The 20181-nt window shown below is 74.3% G+C and carries 17 protein-coding genes and 1 tRNA gene; 8 read left to right on the top strand and 10 right to left on the bottom strand.

All coding sequences use genetic code 11. The annotated features are described in order from the left end of the window. Positions 1-12 precede the first annotated feature (12 nt). The gene (locus HK417_RS00785; RefSeq protein WP_222262331.1) at positions 13-465 is read right to left on the bottom strand and encodes a GatB/YqeY domain-containing protein; all 453 of its coding nucleotides are present in this window, start codon (positions 463-465) and stop codon (positions 13-15) included. A gap of 69 nt (positions 466-534) precedes the next feature. Here HK417_RS00785 and HK417_RS00780 point away from each other — a divergent pair, with 69 nt between their 5' ends. From HK417_RS00780 to HK417_RS26030, 5 genes are all read left to right on the top strand, one after another. Further along, positions 535-1470, top strand: a complete 936-nt coding sequence (locus HK417_RS00780) for a metallophosphoesterase (RefSeq protein ID WP_222262329.1) — start codon at positions 535-537, stop codon at positions 1468-1470. Positions 1471-1486: 16 nt separating this feature from the next. Further along, a tRNA-Pro gene (locus HK417_RS00775) sits at positions 1487-1563 on the top strand. Between the two features lie 85 nt (positions 1564-1648). Then, a complete protein-coding gene (locus HK417_RS00770) occupies positions 1649-3004 on the top strand; it encodes a hemolysin family protein (RefSeq protein ID WP_222262327.1) in 1356 nt (451 codons plus the stop codon). Beyond that, entirely contained in the window at positions 3001-4083 is a 1083-nt protein-coding gene (locus tag HK417_RS00765) for a hemolysin family protein (protein ID WP_222262325.1), read from the top strand. The genes HK417_RS00770 and HK417_RS00765 overlap by 4 nt, the downstream gene beginning before the upstream one ends. A 4-nt stretch (positions 4084-4087) precedes the next feature. Further along, positions 4088-5890, top strand: a complete 1803-nt coding sequence (locus HK417_RS26030; protein ID WP_222262323.1) for a S9 family peptidase — start codon at positions 4088-4090, stop codon at positions 5888-5890. A 78-nt stretch (positions 5891-5968) separates the two neighbouring features. Here HK417_RS26030 and HK417_RS00755 read toward each other — a convergent pair whose 3' ends face one another. Together HK417_RS00755 and HK417_RS00750 are read right to left on the bottom strand one after the other, a co-directional pair. Continuing rightward, positions 5969-7036, bottom strand: coding sequence for an aspartate-semialdehyde dehydrogenase (locus tag HK417_RS00755; protein ID WP_222262321.1), 1068 nt, complete (start codon positions 7034-7036; stop codon positions 5969-5971). Beyond that, the gene (locus HK417_RS00750; RefSeq protein WP_222262318.1) at positions 7033-8301 is read right to left on the bottom strand and encodes an aspartate kinase; all 1269 of its coding nucleotides are present in this window, start codon (positions 8299-8301) and stop codon (positions 7033-7035) included. The genes HK417_RS00755 and HK417_RS00750 overlap by 4 nt, the downstream gene beginning before the upstream one ends. Before the next feature lie 112 nt (positions 8302-8413). On the opposite strand from HK417_RS00750, the gene HK417_RS00745 reads away from it, so the two are divergent. From HK417_RS00745 to leuA, 3 genes are all read left to right on the top strand, one after another. Next, a complete protein-coding gene (locus HK417_RS00745; protein ID WP_308123285.1) occupies positions 8414-10018 on the top strand; it encodes a phospholipase D family protein in 1605 nt (534 codons plus the stop codon). Positions 10019-10191: 173 nt separating this feature from the next. Then, complete coding sequence (locus HK417_RS00740) at positions 10192-10836, top strand: helix-turn-helix domain-containing protein (protein WP_222262314.1); 645 nt, start codon at positions 10192-10194, stop codon at positions 10834-10836. A gap of 171 nt (positions 10837-11007) precedes the next feature. Then, a complete protein-coding gene (gene leuA, locus HK417_RS00735) occupies positions 11008-12741 on the top strand; it encodes a 2-isopropylmalate synthase (protein ID WP_222262312.1) in 1734 nt (577 codons plus the stop codon). An 18-nt stretch (positions 12742-12759) separates the two neighbouring features. On the opposite strand, the gene HK417_RS00730 is transcribed toward leuA, so the two are convergent. From HK417_RS00730 to HK417_RS00700, 7 genes are read right to left on the bottom strand one after another with little or no spacing between them, the layout of a single operon-like run. Continuing rightward, positions 12760-13728: a class A beta-lactamase-related serine hydrolase gene (locus HK417_RS00730; RefSeq protein WP_222262310.1), complete on the bottom strand. Its 969-nt coding sequence runs from the start codon at positions 13726-13728 to the stop codon at positions 12760-12762. 59 nt (positions 13729-13787) lie between these two features. Next, positions 13788-14159, bottom strand: coding sequence for a monovalent cation/H(+) antiporter subunit G (mnhG, locus tag HK417_RS00725; protein WP_222262308.1), 372 nt, complete (start codon positions 14157-14159; stop codon positions 13788-13790). Then, positions 14156-14476, bottom strand: coding sequence for a monovalent cation/H+ antiporter complex subunit F (locus HK417_RS00720; protein ID WP_222262306.1), 321 nt, complete (start codon positions 14474-14476; stop codon positions 14156-14158). Before HK417_RS00720 ends, mnhG begins: the two co-directional genes overlap by 4 nt. Next, complete coding sequence (locus tag HK417_RS00715; RefSeq protein ID WP_308123284.1) at positions 14473-15024, bottom strand: Na+/H+ antiporter subunit E; 552 nt, start codon at positions 15022-15024, stop codon at positions 14473-14475. The genes HK417_RS00720 and HK417_RS00715 overlap by 4 nt, the downstream gene beginning before the upstream one ends. After that, on the bottom strand, positions 15021-16733 hold the full coding sequence (locus HK417_RS00710; protein ID WP_222262304.1) for a Na+/H+ antiporter subunit D: 1713 nt from the start codon (positions 16731-16733) through the stop codon (positions 15021-15023). The genes HK417_RS00715 and HK417_RS00710 overlap by 4 nt, the downstream gene beginning before the upstream one ends. Next, on the bottom strand, positions 16730-17230 hold the full coding sequence (locus HK417_RS00705) for a Na(+)/H(+) antiporter subunit C (RefSeq protein WP_222262302.1): 501 nt from the start codon (positions 17228-17230) through the stop codon (positions 16730-16732). Before HK417_RS00705 ends, HK417_RS00710 begins: the two co-directional genes overlap by 4 nt. Next, complete coding sequence (locus tag HK417_RS00700; protein WP_222262300.1) at positions 17227-20106, bottom strand: Na+/H+ antiporter subunit A; 2880 nt, start codon at positions 20104-20106, stop codon at positions 17227-17229. The genes HK417_RS00705 and HK417_RS00700 overlap by 4 nt, the downstream gene beginning before the upstream one ends. Positions 20107-20181: the final 75 nt, after the last annotated feature.

Here is a 20181-nt window from a genome sequence, read left to right as displayed (position 1 = left end):
GACGGCGGGGTCCTACGCGAGCTGGCGACGGACCTCGGCAGCGACCCGGCCTCCCTCGGCGCGGCCGGCGACCTGCCCCTGCACGGCACCCATCACCCTGCCCATGTCCTTCATCCCGGAGGCGCCGGTGCGGGTGATGACGTCGGCCACCAGCGCGGTCAGGTCGGCGTCCTCCAGCTGCGCCGGCAGGTAGCCGGCGACCACGCCCTCCTCCGCCCGCTCCCGGTCGGCCTGCTCCGCCCGGCCCGCGCCGGCATAGGCCTCGGCGGCCTCCCGGCGCTTCTTCGCCTCCCGGCGGAGCACCGCCTGCACCTCGTCGTCGGAGAGCTCGCGGGCCTCCTTGCCGGACACCTCCTCGGCGGAGACGGCGGAGAGCACCATGCGCAGCGTCGCGGTGCGCAGCTCGTCCCGCCCCTTCATCGCGGTGGTCAGGTCGGCGCGCAGTCGGTCCTTCAGTTCAGCCACGGGGCCGAGCCTGCCACCTGCCCCGCGCCCGCGACGACGCAGTTCCGCGGGCAGCCCTAGGCTCGGGGGATGCGCGTGAGCACCGCCGTCCCCACCGCCGTCCTGGCCACCGGGGCCACCACCGTCGCCTACGCGAGCCTGGTCGAACGCACCCGCTGGACGCTGCGCCGCTTCGACGTGCCGGTGCTGCCCCCCGGACAGGCGCCGCTGCGGGTGCTGCAGCTGTCGGACCTGCACATGACCGCCGGCCAGCGCAGCAAGCAGGCGTGGGTGGCCGGGCTCGCCGACCTCGCCCCGGACCTGGTGGTCACCACCGGGGACAACCTGGCCGGCATGGACGCCGTCCCGCCCACGCTGCGCGCGCTCGACCCGCTGATGGAGCTGCCCGGCGTCTTCGTGCTGGCCAGCAACGACTACTACGCCCCGCGCCCGAAGAACCCGCTCAAGTACTTCAAGACCGAGCACAAGCGGGTGCACGGCGAGGAGCTGCCCTGGCGGGAGCTGCGCGACGGCATGACCGCCCGCGGCTGGCTGGACCTGACCAACGCCCGGGGCACGCTGACCGTCGACGGACGCCGGATCGCCTTCGCCGGTCTGGACGACCCGCACATGGCGCGCGACCGGTACGACGACGTCGCGGGCACCGCCGATCCGGACGCCGACGTCCGGATCGGGCTGGTGCACTCCCCCGAGCCGCGGGTGCTCGACCGGTTCACCGCCGACGGCTACGACCTGCTGCTGTGCGGGCACACCCACGGTGGGCAGCTGCGGGTGCCCTTCTACGGCGCGCTGGTCACCAACTGCGGCATCGACCGGCAGCACGTCCGCTGGCTGCACCGGTGGGCCGAGCCGACGCCGGAGCACCCGACCGGCACCTGGCTGCACGTCTCCGCCGGACTCGGCACCAGCCCGTACGCGCCGGTGCGGTTCGCCTGCCCGCCGGAGGCGACGCTGCTGACGCTGACCCCGAGGACCGCCTCACGGCCCGCCCACGGCGTCGAGTAGAGTTCTGTCCGCACCTCGGGGTGTGGCGCAGCTTGGTAGCGCGCGTCGTTCGGGACGACGAGGCCGCAGGTTCAAATCCTGTCACCCCGACCAGTTCACCCAGGGACCGCCGCGAGGCGGTCCCTGAGTGCTTCCCGGCCTCTGTTTCCCGTCCGCCGCCCCCGGGCAGGGGGGACGGGTGACGCCCTGGCTGCTCCTGCTGGCGGCCGTGGTGCTGACCGCGCTGACCGGCTTCTTCGTCGCGGCCGAGTTCTCCCTCACCACCGTGGACCGCGGGCAGGCCGAGCAGGCCGCCCAGCGCGAGGACCGCGGCGCCCACCACGTGGTGTCGGCGCTGCGCGGGCTCTCCACCCAGCTGTCCGCGGCGCAGCTGGGCATCACGCTGACCACCCTCGTCGTCGGTTACCTCGCCGAGCCCGCGCTCGGTCGGCTCCTGGAAGGGCCGCTGGAGTCGGTGGGGCTGCCCGCAGCCGCCGCGGGCGCGGCCGCCGTCGGCCTGGCCATCGCACTGGCCACCGTGCTGCAGATGCTGCTCGGCGAGCTCGGCCCCAAGAACCTGGCGATCGCCCGGCCGCTGCCGGTCGCCACGGCCGTGGCCCCGGGCCTGCGCGCCTTCACCTGGGCCACCGGCCCGGTCGTGCGCACGCTGCAGGGGCTGGCCAACGCGATCGTGCGCCGGCTGGGCGTCGAGCCCCGCGAGGAGCTGGACGACGTCCGGGGCGCCGAGGAGCTGGCCGCGGTCGCCCGGCGGTCGGAGGAGGAGGGCGACCTCTCCCCCGTCGCTGCCCGGCTGCTCACCCGGTCGCTGGGCCTGCGGGACAAGTACGCCACGGACGTGATGACCCCACGCACCCGGCTGTGGACGCTGCCGGCCAGCGCGTCGGCGGCCGCGGTGATCGACGCGGCGATCCGGTCGGGCAACTCGCGCTTCCCGGTGTACGGCGAGGACCTGGACGAGGTGACCGGGGTCGTGCACGTGAAGCAGGCGGTCGCCGTCCCGGAGGCCGAGCGGGAGCGGCGGACGGCGGGTGAGCTGGCCGCGCCGGTGCTCGCCGTCCCCTCGTCGATCCGGCTGGACCCGCTGCTGGACCAGCTGCGCGACCAGGGCCTGCAACTGGCCCTCGTCGTCGACGAGTGGGGCGCCACCCACGGCATCGTGACCCTGGAGGACATCGTCGAGGAGCTGGTCGGCGAGATCACCGACGAGACGGACCGGCCGCTGCGCCAGCTGCGCCGGCAGGGCGTGGAGTGGACGCTGTCGGGGCTGCTGCGACCCGACGAGGTCCGCGAGCGCACCGACATCCCGGTCCCCGAGGGCCGCTACGAGACGGTCGCCGGTTTCGTCCTCGAGCGGCTGGCCCGGCTGCCGGAGGAGGGTGCCGCGGTGGAGGTCGAGGGCTGGCGGCTGACCGTCACCGGGGTCGAGGGACGGCGGATCGCGCGGCTGCAGGCCGTCCCCGTGGCCGGGGAGCCCGACCGGGACACCGCGGACCCGGCCGCCCGCGACCGGCAGCCCGAGGTGGCCCAGGCATGACCGACGTCCTGAGCCTGCTGGTCCTCATCGCGCTGCTGCTGGGCAACGCGTTCTTCGTCGCCGCCGAGTTCGCGCTGGTCTCCGCGCGCGCCGACCAGCTGGAGCCGCGCGCCGCGGCGGGGTCGGCCCGGGCCCGCCGGGCGCTGGCCGCGATGCGCAACGTGTCGCAGATGATGGCCGGCGCCCAGCTGGGCATCACCCTGTGCTCGCTGGGCCTGGGTGCGGTCGGCGAGCCGGCGATCGCGCACCTGATCGAGGCGCCGCTGCACGCGGTCGGCGTGCCGGACGGGCTGCTGCACCCGATCGCGCTGGTCATCGCCCTGGCCCTGGTCACCGTGCTGCACATGGTGCTCGGCGAGATGGTGCCCAAGAACATCACCATCGCCGGGCCCGACCGGGCCGCGATGGTGCTCGGGCCGCCACTGGCCACGGTCGTGCGCGTGCTCAAGCCCTTCATCTGGTTCTTCAACACCACGGCCAACGCGTTCGTCCGGCTGTTCGGTGTGCAGCCCACCGACGAGGTGCACGCCGGCTTCGACGAGTCGGAGATCCGGGCGATGATCCGGCAGTCCCGCCGGGAGGGCCTGCTGGGCTCCGAGGTGAGCGCGCTGGCCGCCGGCGCGCTGGCGTTCGAGCAGCACGACGTCCGCTCGGTGCTGCTGCCCCTGGACACCGTCGTGACCGTGCCCCGGGAGGCGACGCCGCGGCAGCTGGAGTCGGTCGTCGCCGCCCACGGCCACAGCCGGTACCCGGTGCGGCTGCCGCAGGGCTCACTGGCCGGCTACGTGCACGTCAAGGACGTGCTGGGCAGCGGCCCGTCCTCCCGCGACCAGCCGGTCCCCGACCGGGCGATCACGCCGTTCGTCGAGCTGGCGCCGGACGAGCCGCTCCCCGAGGTCCTGCAGGAGATGCGGCGCAGCGGCGCGCACCTCGGCCGGGTCGTGGAGGACGGCCGGACCGTCGGGATCGTGGCCCTGGAGGACGTGCTCGAGCGGCTGATCGGCGACGTCCGCGGCGCCGACGTGCGGCTGGCTCCCCCCACCGCGCCGCCGGCCGGCGCGGGGGCCGGGGGAAGATGACCGGGTGAGTGCCGAGCCGACGCCCAGCCCCGCCCCCGCCCTCCCCCCGGAGGTCACCGCCCGCTGGCAGGCCCGCTTCCGCGCGCCCCGGATCAGCCTGCCCGAGTGGGCCGAGGACGCCCCGCACCGCAACGTCTACGCCTCCGACGTCAGCGGGGTCGTCGAGCAGTACGCGTGGGACCGGGAGACCGACACGCACCGGCAGGTCACCGACCGGCCCAACGGCACGCTCGCGGCCACGCTCAGCCCGGACGGCGAGACCATCTGGTGGTTCGCCGACACCGACGGAGACGAGTTCGGCGTGTGGCGCACCCAGCCGTTCGCCGGTGGGCGGGACCAGGTCGCCGTCCCCGAGGTGGGCCCGGCCTATCCGGCCGGCCTGGAGATCGGGCACCGGGTCGTGGCGATCGGCCGGTCCACCGATGACGGCAGCGAGCTGTGGATCGCCGGCACCGACCGGACGCCGGAGATCTTCTACACCTCCCCGGACACCGCCGGGGTCGAGGCGCTGTCCCGGGACGACAGCCTGCTGGTCTATTCGCACTCCGAGCACGGCGACCCCCGCTACCCGGCGCTGCGGGTGCTGCGCACCGGCGACCTGTCGGTCGTCGCCGACAAGTGGGACGGCGAGGGCCGCGGGCTGCACGCGCTCGCGTTTTCCCCGGTGGTGGGCGACCAGCGGCTGCTCGTGGGCCACGAGCGCCGGGGCCGGGAGGAGCTGCTGCTCTGGGACGTGGCCGCGGACACCGAGACCGAGCTGGTCCTCGACCTGCCCGGGGACGTGACCGCCGGCTGGTACCCCGACGGCTCCGCGCTGCTGGTGGGCCACGACCACGCCGCCCGCAGCGAGCTGTACCGCTACGACCTGGCCGCCGGGACCCTGGAGCAGCTGGAGACCCCGCGGGGCGTCGTCCGGGGCGCCACCGCCCGGCCGGACGGGACCGTGGAGCTGGCCTGGTCCTCCGCCGAGCTGCCGCCGGTGATCCGCCGCGCGGACGGGCCGGTGGTGCTGGCGGCGCCCGGTGAGGAGCCCCCGGCCGCCTACCCGGTCGAGGACCGGTGGGTGCCCGGACCGGGTGGGGACGTGCACGCGCTGGTGGTGCGCCCGGCGGGGCCTGCGCCGTACGCGACGGCGTTCCTGGTGCACGGCGGTCCCGAGGCGCTGGACGACGACTCCTACCGCGCGCGGCGGGCGGCCTACGTCGACGCCGGGTACGCGGTGGTGCACGTGAACTACCGCGGGTCCACCGGCTACGGCAGCCAGTGGCGGGACGCGCTGACCGGCCGGCCGGGGCTCACCGAGCTGGAGGACGTCGGCGCGGTCTACGACGCGCTGGTCGCCGAGGGGTTCGTCGACCCGGCCCGGACCATCCTCTCCGGCGGCTCCTGGGGCGGGTTCCTCACCCTCCTCGGCCTGGGCACCCAGCCGGAGCGGTGGGCGGCGGGCATCGCCGAGGTGCCGGTGGCCGACTACCTGGCCGCCTACGAGGACGAGATGGAGGGGCTGCGGGCCTACGACCGGGCGCTGTTCGGCGGCTCACCCGACGACGTGCACGACCGGTACGTGCGGTCCTCCCCGATCACCTACGTCGACGCGGTCGCCACGCCGGTGCTCGTGGTGGCCGGGGCGAACGACCCGCGCTGCCCGATCCGGCAGATCGACAACTACCTGGCCGAGCTCGACCGGCTGGGCAAGCCGCACGAGGTGTACCGGTTCGACGCCGGCCACGGCTCGCTGGTGATCGAGGAGACCATCCGCCAGGTCGAGGCCGCGCTCTCCTTCGCCGTGCGGCACGTCACGCCGTAACGGGATCCTCCCGCGCCGACAGCTGTCCCCCTGCACCAACGCTGGTGCAGGGGGACACCCGTCGATCAGGTCACCTGATCAACGCTGGGCGAGGATGAGCTCGGCGATCTGCACGGTGTTCAGGGCGGCGCCCTTGCGCAGGTTGTCGTTGCTGATGAACAGCGCCAGGCCGCGCCCGCCGTCGACACCCGGGTCCTGCCGGATCCGGCCGACGTAGCTCGGGTCGTTGCCGGCCGCCTGCAGCGGGGTGGGGACGCCGGTCAACTGCACCCCCGGCGCCTGCTCCAGCAGCTCGGTGGCGCGCTCGACCGACAGCGGCCGCTCGAACTCGACGTTCAGCGACAGCGAGTGCCCGGTGAAGACCGGGACGCGGACGCAGGTGCCGGAGACCCGCAGGTCCGGGACCTCGAGGATCTTGCGGCTCTCGTTGCGCAGCTTCTGCTCCTCGTCGGTCTCGAAGCTGCCGTCGTCGACGATCGAGCCCGCGAGCGGGAGGACGTTGAACGCGATCGGGCGGACGAACTTCACCGGCTCGGGGAAGGTCACCGCCGACCCGTCGTGGGTCAGCTCGGCCGCCTTCTCCACGACCGCCTGCGCCTGCCCGGCGAGCTCGTCGACGCCGGCCAGCCCGGCACCGCTCACCGCCTGGTACGTGCTGGCGACGATGCGGACCAGCCCGGCCTCGGCGTGCAGCGGCTTGAGCACCGGCATCGCGGCCATGGTGGTGCAGTTCGGGTTGGCGATGATGCCCTTGCGCACCTCGGCCAGGGCGTGCGGGTTCACCTCGCTGACGATCAGCGGGACGTCGGGGTCCCGCCGCCACGCCGAGCTGTTGTCGATGACCGTCACGCCCGCGGCGGCGAACCGCGGCGCCTGCGCCTTGGAGGTGGCGCCGCCCGCGCTGAAGATGGCGATGTCCAGGCCGGTGGGGTCGGCGGTGGCGGCGTCCTCGACGGTGATCTCGCGACCGCCCCACGGCAGGGTGCGGCCGGCCGAGCGGGCCGAGGCGAACAGGCGCAGCTCGCTGACCGGGAAGTCGCGCTCGGCGAGGATCCGCAGGACGACGCCGCCGACCTGGCCGGTGGCGCCGACGATGCCGACCCGCAGGCCGTCGCTGGTGCCATGCCCACTCAACAGCGTGCTCATCGTCCGGTCCCTCCGTAGACGACCGCCTCGGCCTGGTCCGAGCCGAGGTCGAACGCATCGTGCACCGCGCGGACGGCGACGTCGACGTCGGCGTCCCGGCACACGACGGAGATGCGGATCTCCGAGGTGCTGATCAGCTCCAGGTTGACCCCCGCGTCGGCGAGCGCGCCGAAGAACTTGGCCGAGACCCCTGGGTGCGAGCGCATCCCCGCGCCCACCAGCGACACCTTGCCGATGTGCTGGTCGAACCGGACGTCGGTGTAGCCGACGGTGTGCTTCACCTTCTCCAGGGCGGCGAGCGCGGCGGGGCCGTCGCTGACCGGCAGGGTGAAGGAGATGTCGGCGAGCTTGCTGGCCTCGGCCGAGACGTTCTGCACGATCATGTCGATGTTGACCTCGGCGTCGGCCAGCACCCGGAAGAGCTGGGCCGCCTCACCCGGGCGGTCCGGGACGCCGTACACGGTGATCTTGCCCTCGCTGCGGTCGTGCGCGACGCCGGTGATGATCGCCTGTTCCACGCTGAGGTCCTCCATCGAGCCGGTCACGACCGTGCCGGGGAGCTGTGAGTAGGAACTGCGGACGTGCACGGGGATGCCGTAGCGGCGGGCGTACTCCACGCAGCGGAGCATGAGCACCTTCGCGCCGGAGGCGGCCAGCTCGAGCATCTCCTCGTAGGTGACCGTCTCCAGCCGCTTGGCGTTGGGGACGATCCGCGGGTCGGCGCTGAAGACGCCGTCCACGTCGGTGTAGATCTCGCAGACGTCGGCCTTCAGCGCCGCGGCCACCGCGACGGCCGTGGTGTCCGACCCGCCCCGGCCCAGGGTCGTGACGTCCTTGGTGTCCTGGCTGACGCCCTGGAAACCGGCCACGATGACGATCGACCCCTCGTCCAGGGCCTGCCGCAGCCGGCCCGGGGTGACGTCGATGATCCGCGCCCGGCCGTGGCTGGACGTGGTGATCACCCCGGCCTGCGACCCGGTGAACGACCGGGCCTCGTAGCCGTGCGTGGAGATGGCGATGGCCAGCAGTGCCATCGAGATGCGCTCGCCGGCGGTGAGCAGCATGTCGAGCTCGCGGCCGGGCGGGTCGTCGGTGATCTGGCTCGCCTGGTCCAGGAGCTCGTCGGTGGTGTCGCCCATGGCGGAGACGACGACGACCACGTCGTCGCCGTTCTTCTTCGCCTTGACGATCCGCTCGGCCACGCGCTTGACGCGCTCCGCGTTGGCGACGGACGAACCGCCGTACTTCTGCACGACCAGGGCCACGCGCTCAGGCTACCGGCGCGGGTCGGGCGCTCCGCGCCCCGCCGAGGCACCCGGCCGGACGGCGCGGCCGAGAGGGTGCATGAGCGCGGTCCGGACGGGTTGGATCACCCACGTGACCGGACCCGAGGACTGGCTGCTCACCGCGGCCGAGAGGGGCAATCCCGCGACGGCGCTGCCCGCGTGGGTCGAGGGCAACCTCGCCGAGCCCCTGGTGCACGGATCCGCCTACTTCGACCGCCTGGTCGACTCCGTGCAGGGGCTCGGGCCCGGCGACCACCTGTTCTTCACCGACTGGCGGGGCGACCCGGACGAGCGGCTGCGGGAGGACGGGCCGACCGTCGTGGGGCTTTTCGCCGCAGCGGCGCGGCGCGGGGTGTGCGTGCGCGGGCTCGTCTGGCGGTCGCACTGGGACCGGCTCAGCTTCAGCAAGGAGGAGAACACGGCGCTGGACCGGGAGCTCGAGGAAGCCGGCGCCGTCGTGATCCTGGACGAGCGCGTGCGGCGGATGGGCAGCCACCACCAGAAGTTCGTCGTCCTGCGGCACCCGGGGGCCCCGGCCCGCGACGTGGCCTTCGCCGGGGGCATCGACCTCGGCCACTCGCGCCGGGACGACGACCGGCACCTCGGGGACCCGCAGCCGCAGTCGATGTCGTCGGCGTACGGGGACCGGCCACCGTGGCACGACGTGCAACTGCAGCTGCGCGGGCCGGTGGTCGGCGTGCTCGACACGGTGTTCCGCGAGCGCTGGGACGACCCCACCAGCCCGGACTCGGACAACCCGCTGGCCTGGGTGCACGACAAGGTGGAGGCGCTGCTCAAGCGCTCGCAGATGGACCCCACCCCGCTGCCTCCCCAGCCGGCGCCGCCGCCGCGGTGCGGGCCGCACGTGGTGCAGACCCTGCGCACCTACCCGGCGGTGCGGCCGGCGTACGACTTCGCGCCCCACGGCGAGCGGTCGGTGGCGCGCGGGTACTCCAAGGCGATCCGCCGGGCCCGCCGGCTGGTGTACCTGGAGGACCAGTACCTCTGGTCACGCGAAGTCGCCCAGCTGTTCGCCCGGGCCCTGGAGACGCACCCCGAGCTGCACCTCGTGGTCGTCGTGCCCCGCGTGCCCGACCAGGAGGGCGCGGTGTCGGAGCGGCCGCAGTACGTCGGGCGTTCCCAGGCGCTGGAGACCTGTCGGCGTGCGGGACCGGACCGCGTGCACGTGTTCGACGTGGAGAACCACGAGGGGACGCCGGTCTACGTGCACGCGAAGGTCTGCGTGGTGGACGACGTGTGGGCCAGCGTCGGCAGCGACAACTTCAACCGCCGGTCGTGGACCCACGACAGCGAGCTCTCCAGCGCGGTGCTCGACACCACGCTGGACCCCCGCGAGCCCCGCGACCCGGCCCGCACCGGGGACGGCGCGCGCACGTTCGCCCGCGACCTGCGCCTGCGGCTGGCCCGCGAGCACCTGGACCGCGCGCCGGACGGCAGCGAGGACGACGACCTGCTCGACCCCGACGACTTCGTGGCCGCCGTCGAGCGCAGTGCCGCGGCGCTGCAGGCCTGGCACGACGGTGGCCGGGTCGGACCCCGCCCACCGGGCCGGCTGAGGCCGCACCGCACCGAGGAGCTGTCGCGCGCCACCCGCCTGTGGGCGGTGCCGATGTACCGGCTCTCCGTCGACCCCGACGGCCGCCCCCTGCGCCTGCGCCGGGCTCACGAGTTCTGACGCCGGCGATCTGTGGTCCCCGCCGGGGCTCGGAGGTGTTCTCCCGCATTCCTGTGCTCTGCATGCGCCGGGCATGCAGAGCACAGGAATGCGCGGAAGGGGTCTGAGGGGTCCACTCCGAGGACGGCTGTCCACAGCCGTCGGGGCCACGGCTCCTCCCCATGGTCCGCGGCATGACGATCGCCGCCATGGGCGACTTCGACCTCCCCGGCACGCTGCGCCGCATCCGACGTCGTGCCGACCTCTCCCAGCGTGAGCTCGCGCGAGCCTGCACCGTCGCGTTGGCCGTGGTGTCGCACGCCGAGGCCGGGCGCCGCGGGGGAACGGTCGAGTTCCTGTCGCGTGCGGCCGTGCTGGCCGGGCTCCGGCTGGCGCTGCTGGACGAGACGGGCACCGAGGTGGGGCCCATGGACGGGGACGCGGTACGCGACGACGCGGGGCGGCGGTTCCCTGCGCACCTGGACACCCGGTACGGCGACGACTGCTGGTGGCACGGCCCTGAGCGGTACAGCAGGGCGCAGCCCACGTACACGTTCGACCGGTGCCGCGACAGGCGGGATGCACGGCGCCGACGGCTCGGCAGCCCGGACGACCACCAGGTGCCCCGCCCAGGGGACTCCCCCGCTGCGCGGCGCGCCCGACGGCAGGCAGACGCGCAGCGGCGGTGGCACGAGGAGGTCCGGCGGCGGCAGGAGGCCGGCGAGCTGCGCGAATGCCCGGAGTGGGACTGCGCCTGCCCGCCGGAGTGCGCCGAGCAGGACGCCGGTGAGCTGCCGGCCCACATCTCCGAGTGCCCCTGTGAGTGCGACGTCGACTGATCCCTTGCTACCGTTGGTGTCGTGCGCGGCAGCCTCCTGCTTACCGGCCGCGGCGAGGCCCTCTCCTAGGTCGGCTCCCTCGCCGCGGAGATCGCGCGTTCCCGGCGCATGCTGACCGTCATCCGGAGCTGTGTGCAGCCCGCGCACGGCAGCCCGCCCCAGGAGCCCCCCATGAGCGACACCCACCCGCACGTCCGCAACCCCCAGCGCCCCTCGGGGATGCCGATCCACAAGTACGCGCCGTTCACCCCGATCGCGCTGCCCGACCGCACCTGGCCGGAGACGGTGACCACCGTCGCCCCCCGCTGGTGCGCCGTCGACCTCCGGGACGGCAACCAGGCGCTGATCGACCCGATGACGCCCGAGCGCAAGCGCCGCATGTTCGAGCTGCTCGTACGCATGGGCTACAAGGAGATCGAGGTCGGCTTCCCCGCCGCCAGCCAGACCGACTACGACTTCATCCGGCAGCTCGTCGAGGAGGACCTGATCCCCGACGACGTCACCATCCAGGTGCTGACCCAGGCCCGGGACGAGCTGATCGAGCGCACCTACGAGTCGCTGCGCGGGGCCGAGCAGGCGATCGTCCACCTGTACAACTCCACCTCCACCCTGCAGCGCCGGGTGGTGTTCAACTCCGATCGCGCCGGCATCGTCGACATCGCCGTCCACGGCGCCCAGCTGGTGCGCAAGCTGGCCGAGCAGGCCAACGACACCGAGATCCGCTTCGAGTACTCCCCCGAGTCGTTCACCGGCACCGAGCTCGACTTCGCCGTCGAGGTCTGCAACGCCGTCACCGACGTGTGGGAGCCGACCCCGGACCGGCCGACGATCCTCAACCTGCCGGCCACCGTCGAGATGGCCCAGCCGACCTTCTACGCCGACCAGGTGGAGTGGATGCACCGCAACCTGGGCCGCCGGGACGCCGTCGTCCTCAGCCTGCACCCGCACAACGACCGCGGCACCGCCGTCGCCGCCGCCGAGCTGGGCTACCGCGCCGGCGCGGACCGGATCGAGGGCTGCCTGTTCGGCAACGGTGAGCGCACCGGCAACGTCGACCTGGTGACCCTCGGCCTGAACCTGTTCAGCCAGGGCATCGACCCGCAGATCGACTTCTCCGACATCGACGAGATCCGGCGCACCGTCGAGTACTGCAACCAGCTGGGCGTGCACGAGCGGCACCCCTACGGCGGCGACCTGGTCTACACCGCCTTCTCCGGCTCCCACCAGGACGCCATCAACAAGGGGTTCAAGGCGCTGCAGGCCGACGCCGAGGCCGCCGGCAAGGGCGTCGACGACATCCCCTGGGCCGTCCCCTACCTGCCGATCGACCCCAAGGACGTCGGCCGCAGCTACGAGGCAGTGATCCGGGTCAACAGCCAGTCCGGCAAGGGCGGCGTCGCCTACATCATGAAGACCGAGAACCAGCTGGACCTCCCGCGCCGGCTGCAGATCGAGTTCAGCGCCGTCGTCCAGCGGCACACCGACAACGAGGGCGGCGAGGTCACCGCCCAGCAGATGTGGGCGGCCTTCAGCAACGAGTACCTGCCCGACCCCGATGCGCCCTGGGGCCGGTTCTCCCTGGCCGGCCACGAGCACACCGCGCACGGCAACGGCCCGGACGAGATCACCGTGGAGCTCGTCGACGCCGGGGTGCCGGTCACCGTCCGGGGGCAGGGCAACGGCCCGATCGCGGCCTTCGTCGACGCGCTGGCCGGGCTGGACGTCGACGTCCGCGTGCTCGACTACAACGAGCACGCGCTCTCGGCCGGCGGCGACGCGCGCGCCGCCTCCTACGTCGAGTGCGCGGTCGGCGAGCGGGTGCTCTGGGGCGTCGGGATCGACGAGAACATCGTCACCGCGTCGCTGCGGGCGATCGTCTCCGCGGTGAACCGGGCCCAGCGCTGACGCACGGCCGGCACGGCCTCAGGCCGTGCCGGCCACCAGTGCTGCGGCCGCGCCGTCCAGCGTCCGCCGCAACGCCGACCAGCCCGTCGAGGACGGCGCGTCGCCGAGCACCACGACCACCCGGCCGTCGGCCAGCACGCCCACCGAGTGCAGCTGGCGCCGTCCGCCGATGCAGCACATCCAGCCCTGCTTGACCGCCGCTCCGGGCGCCACCGCCACCAGACCGAACCGCTGGTCGAAGCCGTCCGCCGCGGTCGGCGCGACCGAGCGCATCCAGCCCAGCAGGGTCTCCGCGCCCGGCGTCGTGTCCATGCGGGACAGGAACCGCGCGAGGTCCGTGGCGGTCGTCGTCGCCTCCCCCCACTGACCGGGCCGCTCCGGCGGCGCGGTAGCGGTCAGGCCGAACGCCGCGACGGCGTCGCGCAGCAGCGCCTCGCCGTCGTACCGGCTCCAGAGCGCGCTCATCGCCTCGTCGCCGGAGACGGTCACGGCGCGCTCCATCAGCCGCCGCGCGCGCTCGTCGAGGACCACTGTCCCGTCCGCCGACCGCGCGAGCAGTTGCTGCACCACCAGCAGCTTCACCAGCGAGGCCGTGGCCACCGTCCGCTCGGCGTCTCCGTTCACGAGCAGCGTCCGGCCCCACTCGTCCACCACCACGGTGCCCACCCAGCTGCGGGACTGCGCCGCCGCGCCGTCCAGCTGGGCCAGCACCCCCCCGACGTCCACGGCGCGCGGCCGCGGCGGTTCCCCGCCCTCGCGGAGGGCCCGCGGCACCGGGCGCACGATCACCGCCTGCTCGGACGCCGCGACGGTGACCGGTTCTGCCGGCTCGTCGGCCCAGCGCAGCACCGGCCGCACCAGCAGGCCGCTGAACACGGCGCTCGCGACCGCCAGGCAGGCCAGCCGCCCGCGGGCCGACCGGGGCACGGTCGAGCGCCGCGGGGCGCGGTGGGCGCCGTGGCGGATCCCGGAGGCGGGCGGGGCCATGACCCGATCGTCCGCGATCGGGCCGTCAGCTACCAGGGGATCGCTCCCCCGATGGGGGATCAGGCGTCCGCGGGACCGTCACCCGCGGGACCACGGGGCGCGGCGTCGGCACCCAGCTCGTCGATCAGGAGCAGGTCGCGCCGCACGTGCCGGCGCCGGTGCGCCACCCGGCTGATCATGTGCGCGGAGACCGGCGCGGTGAGCAGCTGGAACAGCGCCACCAGCAGCAGCATCGAGGTCGCCGACCAGCCCTGCAGCCGGATCCCGCCGCCGACCATGACCAGCAGGACGCCGAGCACCTGCGGCTTGGTCCCGGCGTGCATCCGGGAGAGCACGTCGGGGAAGCGCAGCAGCCCCAGCCCGGCCGTCAGGCAGAGGAACGCGCCGGCCAGCAGGCAGGCACCGGCGACGACGTCGGCCACGGCGCTCACCGGTCCACCTGCCGATCTGCGGCCCCCGTCGGCTGGCCGGGCTCCCCCTGCCGGGACTGCAGGGGCATCCCGCCGACGTAGCGGGCGACCGACACCGACCCGACGAACGCCAGCAGGGAGACCACCACGAGTACCGGGACCACGGTCGGGTCCCGCTGCAGGGCCGCGTGCACGGCCAGGCCGGCCGCGATGATGACCAGCAGGGTGTCCGTGGCCACCACCCGGTCCAGCAACGACGGCCCGAGCGCGAGGCGGGTCAGGGCGAGCAGCGCCCCGCTGCCGAGCAGGACGTAGGCGATCACGCCGACGACAGTCACGGGCGGCTCCTCTCGGCGTCGCGGTCGAGGGCGGCCAGGTCGGCCGCAGATCCGAAGGCCCGCGCCAGCCGCTCCTCCACGTCCAGGACGTGCGCCTTCTGCTGGGCCACGTCGTCCAGGTCGCGGACGTACAGCAGGTGAACCGACAGCACCGACTGCTCGCGGTCCAGGTCGACGACCAGCGACCCCGGCACCAGCGACACCGCCTCGGCGACCATCGTCAGCAGCAGCTCGGAATCGGTGCGCAGCGGCACCCGGACGATCGCGCCGCACCGGGGCGGTCCGGGGCGCAGCGCCTGCCAGGCCACCTGCCCGGCCGAGGTCACCAGGTCCAGGGCGAAGCGCCCGAGGAAGCCCAGGAGCGCGATCGGCCGCAACCGGTTCCCGCCCTCCACCGGCGGCAGCGGCAGCACGGTCATCAGCAGGGTGGCGACCAGCAGGCCGGAGAGCAGGTTCGCCCACGACCGGGTGCCCCACAGCAGCATCCACACCAGCACCAGCCAGGCGAGCAGGGGCAGGTGGGCCCGCATCCGCCGGACCGGGCTCACCGCAGCACCGTCGCGTCCGCCACGGCCGTCAGGTAGGACGTGCGGTCCCCCAGGTCCTCGGCGGCGCGGGAGGCCAGGCCGTACAGCGGCCCGGCGATGACGGTCAGCCCCACGGTGAGGCCGACCAGGACGCTGGTCGTGGCGAGCATGACCGCGGGCAGGGGGTGGATGTCGTCGTCCGACAGGCCCTCCCCGTCGTCGGGTTCCGCGGCCGTCGCCACCTGTGTGTGCCGGGCCCACGCGGCCTGCCGCGCCGACCGCCGGTCGTCCACCCGGCTGGGCAGCGCCTCCAACGGATCCGCGTCGTCCGGCCCGGACGACCCGCCGTCGACGGTGTCCGGTCCGGCGTCCACCGCCGCGGCCCGGGCGGTGTCCCGACCCGGCTCCTGGGTGCGCGGTCGCCAGAACGCCCGGGTCCACACGCGGGCGACGGCGACCAGCGTGAGCAGGCTGGTGACCACCCCGCCGGCGACCAGGACGAACGCGAGCGGGCTCCCCTCGGCGACGCCGGCGCGCAGCAGTCCCAGCTTGCCGATGAACCCGGAGAACGGCGGGATCCCGGCGAGGTTCATGGCCGGCACGAAGAACAGCACCGCGAGCAGCGGGGAGGCCTTGGCGAGCCCCCCGAGCCGGTCCACCGCCGTCGACCCGCCCTGCCGCTCGACGAGCCCGGCGACCAGGAACAGCGCGGTCTGGATGGCGATGTGGTGGGCCACGTAGAAGACCGCACCGGTCAGTCCGGCCGTCGTCCCCAGGCCGATGCCGAACACCATGTAGCCGATGTGGCTGACCAGGGTGAAGGACAGGATCCGCCGGATGTCGGTCTGTGCGACCGCACCGAGGATGCCGATCAGCATCGTCGCCAGGGCGGCTCCCATGAGCACCGTGTCCAGCGCGCCGTCGGGGAACAGCAGCGTCTGGGTGCGGATGATCGCGTACACACCCACCTTGGTGAGCAGCCCGGCGAAGACCGCCGTGACCGGCGCCGGGGCGGTCGGGTAGCTGTCGGGCAGCCAGGCCGACAGGGGGAACACGGCCGCTTTGATGCAGAAGGCCACCAGCAGCATCGACTGCAGCAGCACCTGCGTGCCCGCGGGCAGCTCACCGAGCCGGACCGCGAGCTGGGCGAGGTTCACCGTCCCGGTCGCGGCGTAGACCAGGCCGATCGCGGCCAGGAACACCAGGGAGCTGGTCAGGCTCACGACCACGTAGGTGATGCCGCCGCGGATCCGGGACGCCGTCCCGCCCAGGGTCAGCAGCACGTAGCTGGCCATCAGCAGGATCTCGAAGCCGACGTAGAGGTTGAACAGGTCCCCGGCGAGGAACGCGTTGCTCACCCCGGCGACCAGCACCAGGAACGTCGGGTGGAACACCGACAGCGGGGTCTGCTCCGACCCGTCGGCCGAGCCCTGGCCGACGGCGAACACCAGCACCCCCAGCGCGACGGCCGAGGCGACCACCAGCATCAGCGCGGACAGCCGGTCGACGACCAGCACGATGCCCAGCGGCACCGGCCACCCACCGACCGACACCGCGGTGGCGCCGATCGCGTCGGCCCGCAGCAGCAGGACGACGGAGACCGCGAGCACCGCGACCAGGACCAGCACGCTGAGCGCGCGCTGGACCGCCGGGTGCCGGCCGACCAGCAGCGTGCCGGCCGCGCCGAGCAGCGGCAGCAGCACCGGCAGCGGGGCGAGGACGCCGGTCACCGGGCGCTCGCCGCGGGCAGGTCGACGTCGTCGGACGGGACGCCGGTGCCCGGGCCGCCGCGGGGGCGCAGGCTGTCGGCGTGGCCCGCGGGCCGGTCCTCCGGGGCCAGGTCGTCGGGGTCGAGCTCGTCGGCGTCCAGCCCCGAGCGCGCAGCGACCCGCCGGTCCTCCTCGTCGGTGCCCACGTTCTCCTCGTGCACCAGCCGCCAGGACCGGTGGATCATCGCGAGCAGGAACGCCGAGATGCCGAACGTGATCACGATGGCGGTGAGGATGAGCGCCTGCGGCAGCGGGTCGCTCATCTCCTCCGGCTCCGCGTAGCCGAGGATCGGCGCGAGCCCGCGCGGCCCGCCGGTGGACAGCAGCAGCAGGTTGGTCGCGTTGCCCAGCAGCAGGAACCCGAGCAGCACGCGGGTCAGGCTGCGGTCCAGCAGCAGGTACACCCCCGCCGCGTAGAGCCCGCCGATGAGCACCGGCAGCACGATCGTGGGGGTCATCGCACGACCACCTCTCCGGGCCGGAGCCCGATCGGGTCGTCCTCGTCGTCCTGACGGTCCAGCTCCGCGCCCAGGCTGCGCAGCACGTCGAGGACCAGCCCGACCACGACGAGGTAGACGCCCATGTCGAAGAACAGCGAGGTCACCAGCTTCACGTCGCCGAGCACCGGCACCGTCGCCTGCCAGATCGCCGACTGGAGGACGTCGGCGCCGGCCAGCAGCCCGGCGACGCCGCTGCCACCGGCGACCAGCAGGCCCGTGCCGAGCAGCAGGCCCGGGTCGACCCGGGCCGCCTCCCCGAGCTCGTACCGCCCGCCGGCCAGGTAGCGCAGCACCAGGGCCAACCCGGCCACGAGGCCGCCGGCGAACCCACCACCGGGCTCGTTGTGCCCGCTGAACAGCAGGTACACGGAGAAGACCATGATCGGGTGGAACAGCAGCCGGGTCATCACCTCGAGCACCACCGACCGGCGCTGCGGGTCGAGCGTGGCGCTCGCGGCCAGCCAGCGCCGTCGCGGGGCCCGGCGGGCGCGGGAGCCGCCGTCCCCCCGCAGTGCGACGTGTTCCGCCCGGTCGACGCCGCCGGTGCGGTGGCGCAGGAACACCAGGCTGGCCACCCCGGTCGCGGCGACGACCAGCAGCGAGATCTCCCCGAGGGTGTCCCAGGCGCGGATGTCGACCAGCGTCACGTTGACGACGTTCTGCCCGCCGCCGAAGTCGTAGGCCTGCTCCGGGAAGTCGACCGAGACGGGCGTCGCCGTCCGCGCGCCGAGCGCGACCGCCCCGACCGCGCCCATCAGCAGGCCGACCGCCACCGCGATCGTGCCGCGCGCCGCCCGCTCCCGGCCCCGGTGCCGCTCGGCGATGTCCTTGGGCAGCTTGCGCAGCACCAGCACGAAGGTGACCAGGGTCAGCGTCTCGACCAGGAACTGGGTGAGCGCCAGGTCCGGCGCGCCCTGCAGCGCGAACAGCACCGCGAGGCCGTAGCCGGTGATCCCGACGACGAGGACGGCGGAGAGCCGCTGCCGGATGCGCAGCGCCAGGACCGCGGCGACCAGGACGACGGCGCCCACGAGCGCCTGCACGGGGGTGTCCCACGCCCGCCACTCGTCCGGCCAGGGCGCCCGGGTCACCAGCAGCGTGCCGGGCAGCGCGAGCAGGACGACGAGGATCGTGCCCAGGTACGCCGGCAGCGAGCCGCGCTGGGTGGTGCCGGTGACCAGGACGGCGAGCCGGTCCAGGCCCTGCAGCACGTTCCAGTAGCCCTCGTCGGCGGAGGCGCCCACGGCCAGCCGCTCCTGCATCCGGTGCACCCGGCCGCGGACGGCGAAGAGCGCGAGCCCGCCCAGCAGGGTGACCGCCGAGAGCGCCAGCGCGGGCTGCCAGCCGTGCCACAACCCCAGGTGCTCGGGCTCGGGGGCGACCAGCGGCAGCGTGTCGGCGTAGCGGGCGGCCAGCGGCTCGAGCGCCGGGCTGGCCGGGCCGGCGACGAGCCCGGCCAGCGCGAGGACGGCCGGGGCGGCCAGGAACAGCGGTCCGGGCGGGTGCAGCACCTCGGCCGGCGGGGTCCCGGGCTTGCCCGCGAAGGCGCCCCAGAGGAACCGGGCGCTGTAGGCGACGGTGAACACCGACCCGAGGACCAGCCCGGCCAGCACGAGCGCGGCCGCGGTGCGGTCGGGGAGTCCGCCGTCCCAGAGCGCGGCGAAGGCGGCCTCCTTCCCGACGAAGCCCAGCAGCGGGGGCAGCCCGGCCATCGAGGCCGCGGCCACCGTGGCGATCACGGCCACCACGGGCAGCTGCCGCCCCAGGCCGGACAGGCGCCGCAGGTCGCGGGTCCCCGTGGCGTGGTCGACGACGCCGACGGTCAGGAACAGCGTGGACTTGAACAGCGCGTGGGCGCAGGTCATCACCAGCCCGGCGGCGGCGAGCTCCCGGCTGCCCCCGCCCAGCAGCACCATCAGGAAGCCCAGCTGGCTGACGGTGCCGAAGGCGAGCAGCAGTTTGAGGTCGTGCTGGCGCAGCGCCCGCCAGCCGCCGACGAGCATCGTGGCCAGCCCGAGGCCGATCAGCACCAGCCGCCACCCGGGGACCTCGGCCAGCCCGGGGGCCAGCCGGGCCACCAGGTAGATGCCGGCCTTCACCATCGCGGCGGCGTGCAGGTAGGCGCTCACCGGGGTGGGGGCCTCCATCGCGGCGGGCAGCCAGAAGTGGAACGGCACCAGGGCGGACTTCGTGACGGCGCCGGCGAGCACGAGCAGCGTGCCGGTGGTCACCGCGGCTCCGGTGCCCGGGTCGGCGACCACCTCCGACAGCAGCCAGGAGCCGCTGGCGTTGCCGAGCAGCAGCAGCCCGACCAGCATCGCCAGCCCGCCGGCGGTGGTCAGCACCAGGGCCTGGCTGGCGGCGCGCCGCCCGGCCAGGCGGGCGCCGTCCCCGCCGATGAGCAGGAAGCTCAGCACCGTGGTGAGCTCCCAGAAGACGTAGAGCAGCAGCAGGTCGTCGGCCAGGACCAGGCCGAGCATGGCCCCGGCGAAACCGGTCAGGCAGCCGGCGAACCGGCCGGTGCCCGCCTCGCCGGGCCCGACGTAGCGCGCGCAGTAGAGGAGGACCAGGGCACCCACGCCGGTGACCAGGGCCGCGATGGTGAGGGAGAGGGCGTCCAGCCGCAGGGTCACCGCCAGGTCCAGCGCGGGGATCCACGACGTCGTCTCCTCGACCACTCCCCCGGCCAGCACGACCGACAGCTGGGCGAGGACCCAGGTCAGCGCTGCGGCGGGCACCAGGGCGAGCACGAGGAACGCAGCGCGACCCCACCACCGGACGAGCAGCGGCGCCCCGAGGGCGGCGATCAGGTGGAGGAGCAGCAGTGCGGTCACGGGTCTCCCGAGGTGGGGCGGCGTGGCGGTGAGCCCACCCTACCAAGCGCGTTCGAATTGTTCGAATTGAGCGGA

The organism is Modestobacter marinus, assembly GCF_019799945.1.
GTDB classification, from domain to species: domain Bacteria; phylum Actinomycetota; class Actinomycetes; order Mycobacteriales; family Geodermatophilaceae; genus Modestobacter; species Modestobacter marinus_B.
The sequence above is the reverse complement of the archived record's forward strand: the minus strand, read 5'-3'. Positions and strand labels throughout refer to the sequence as shown.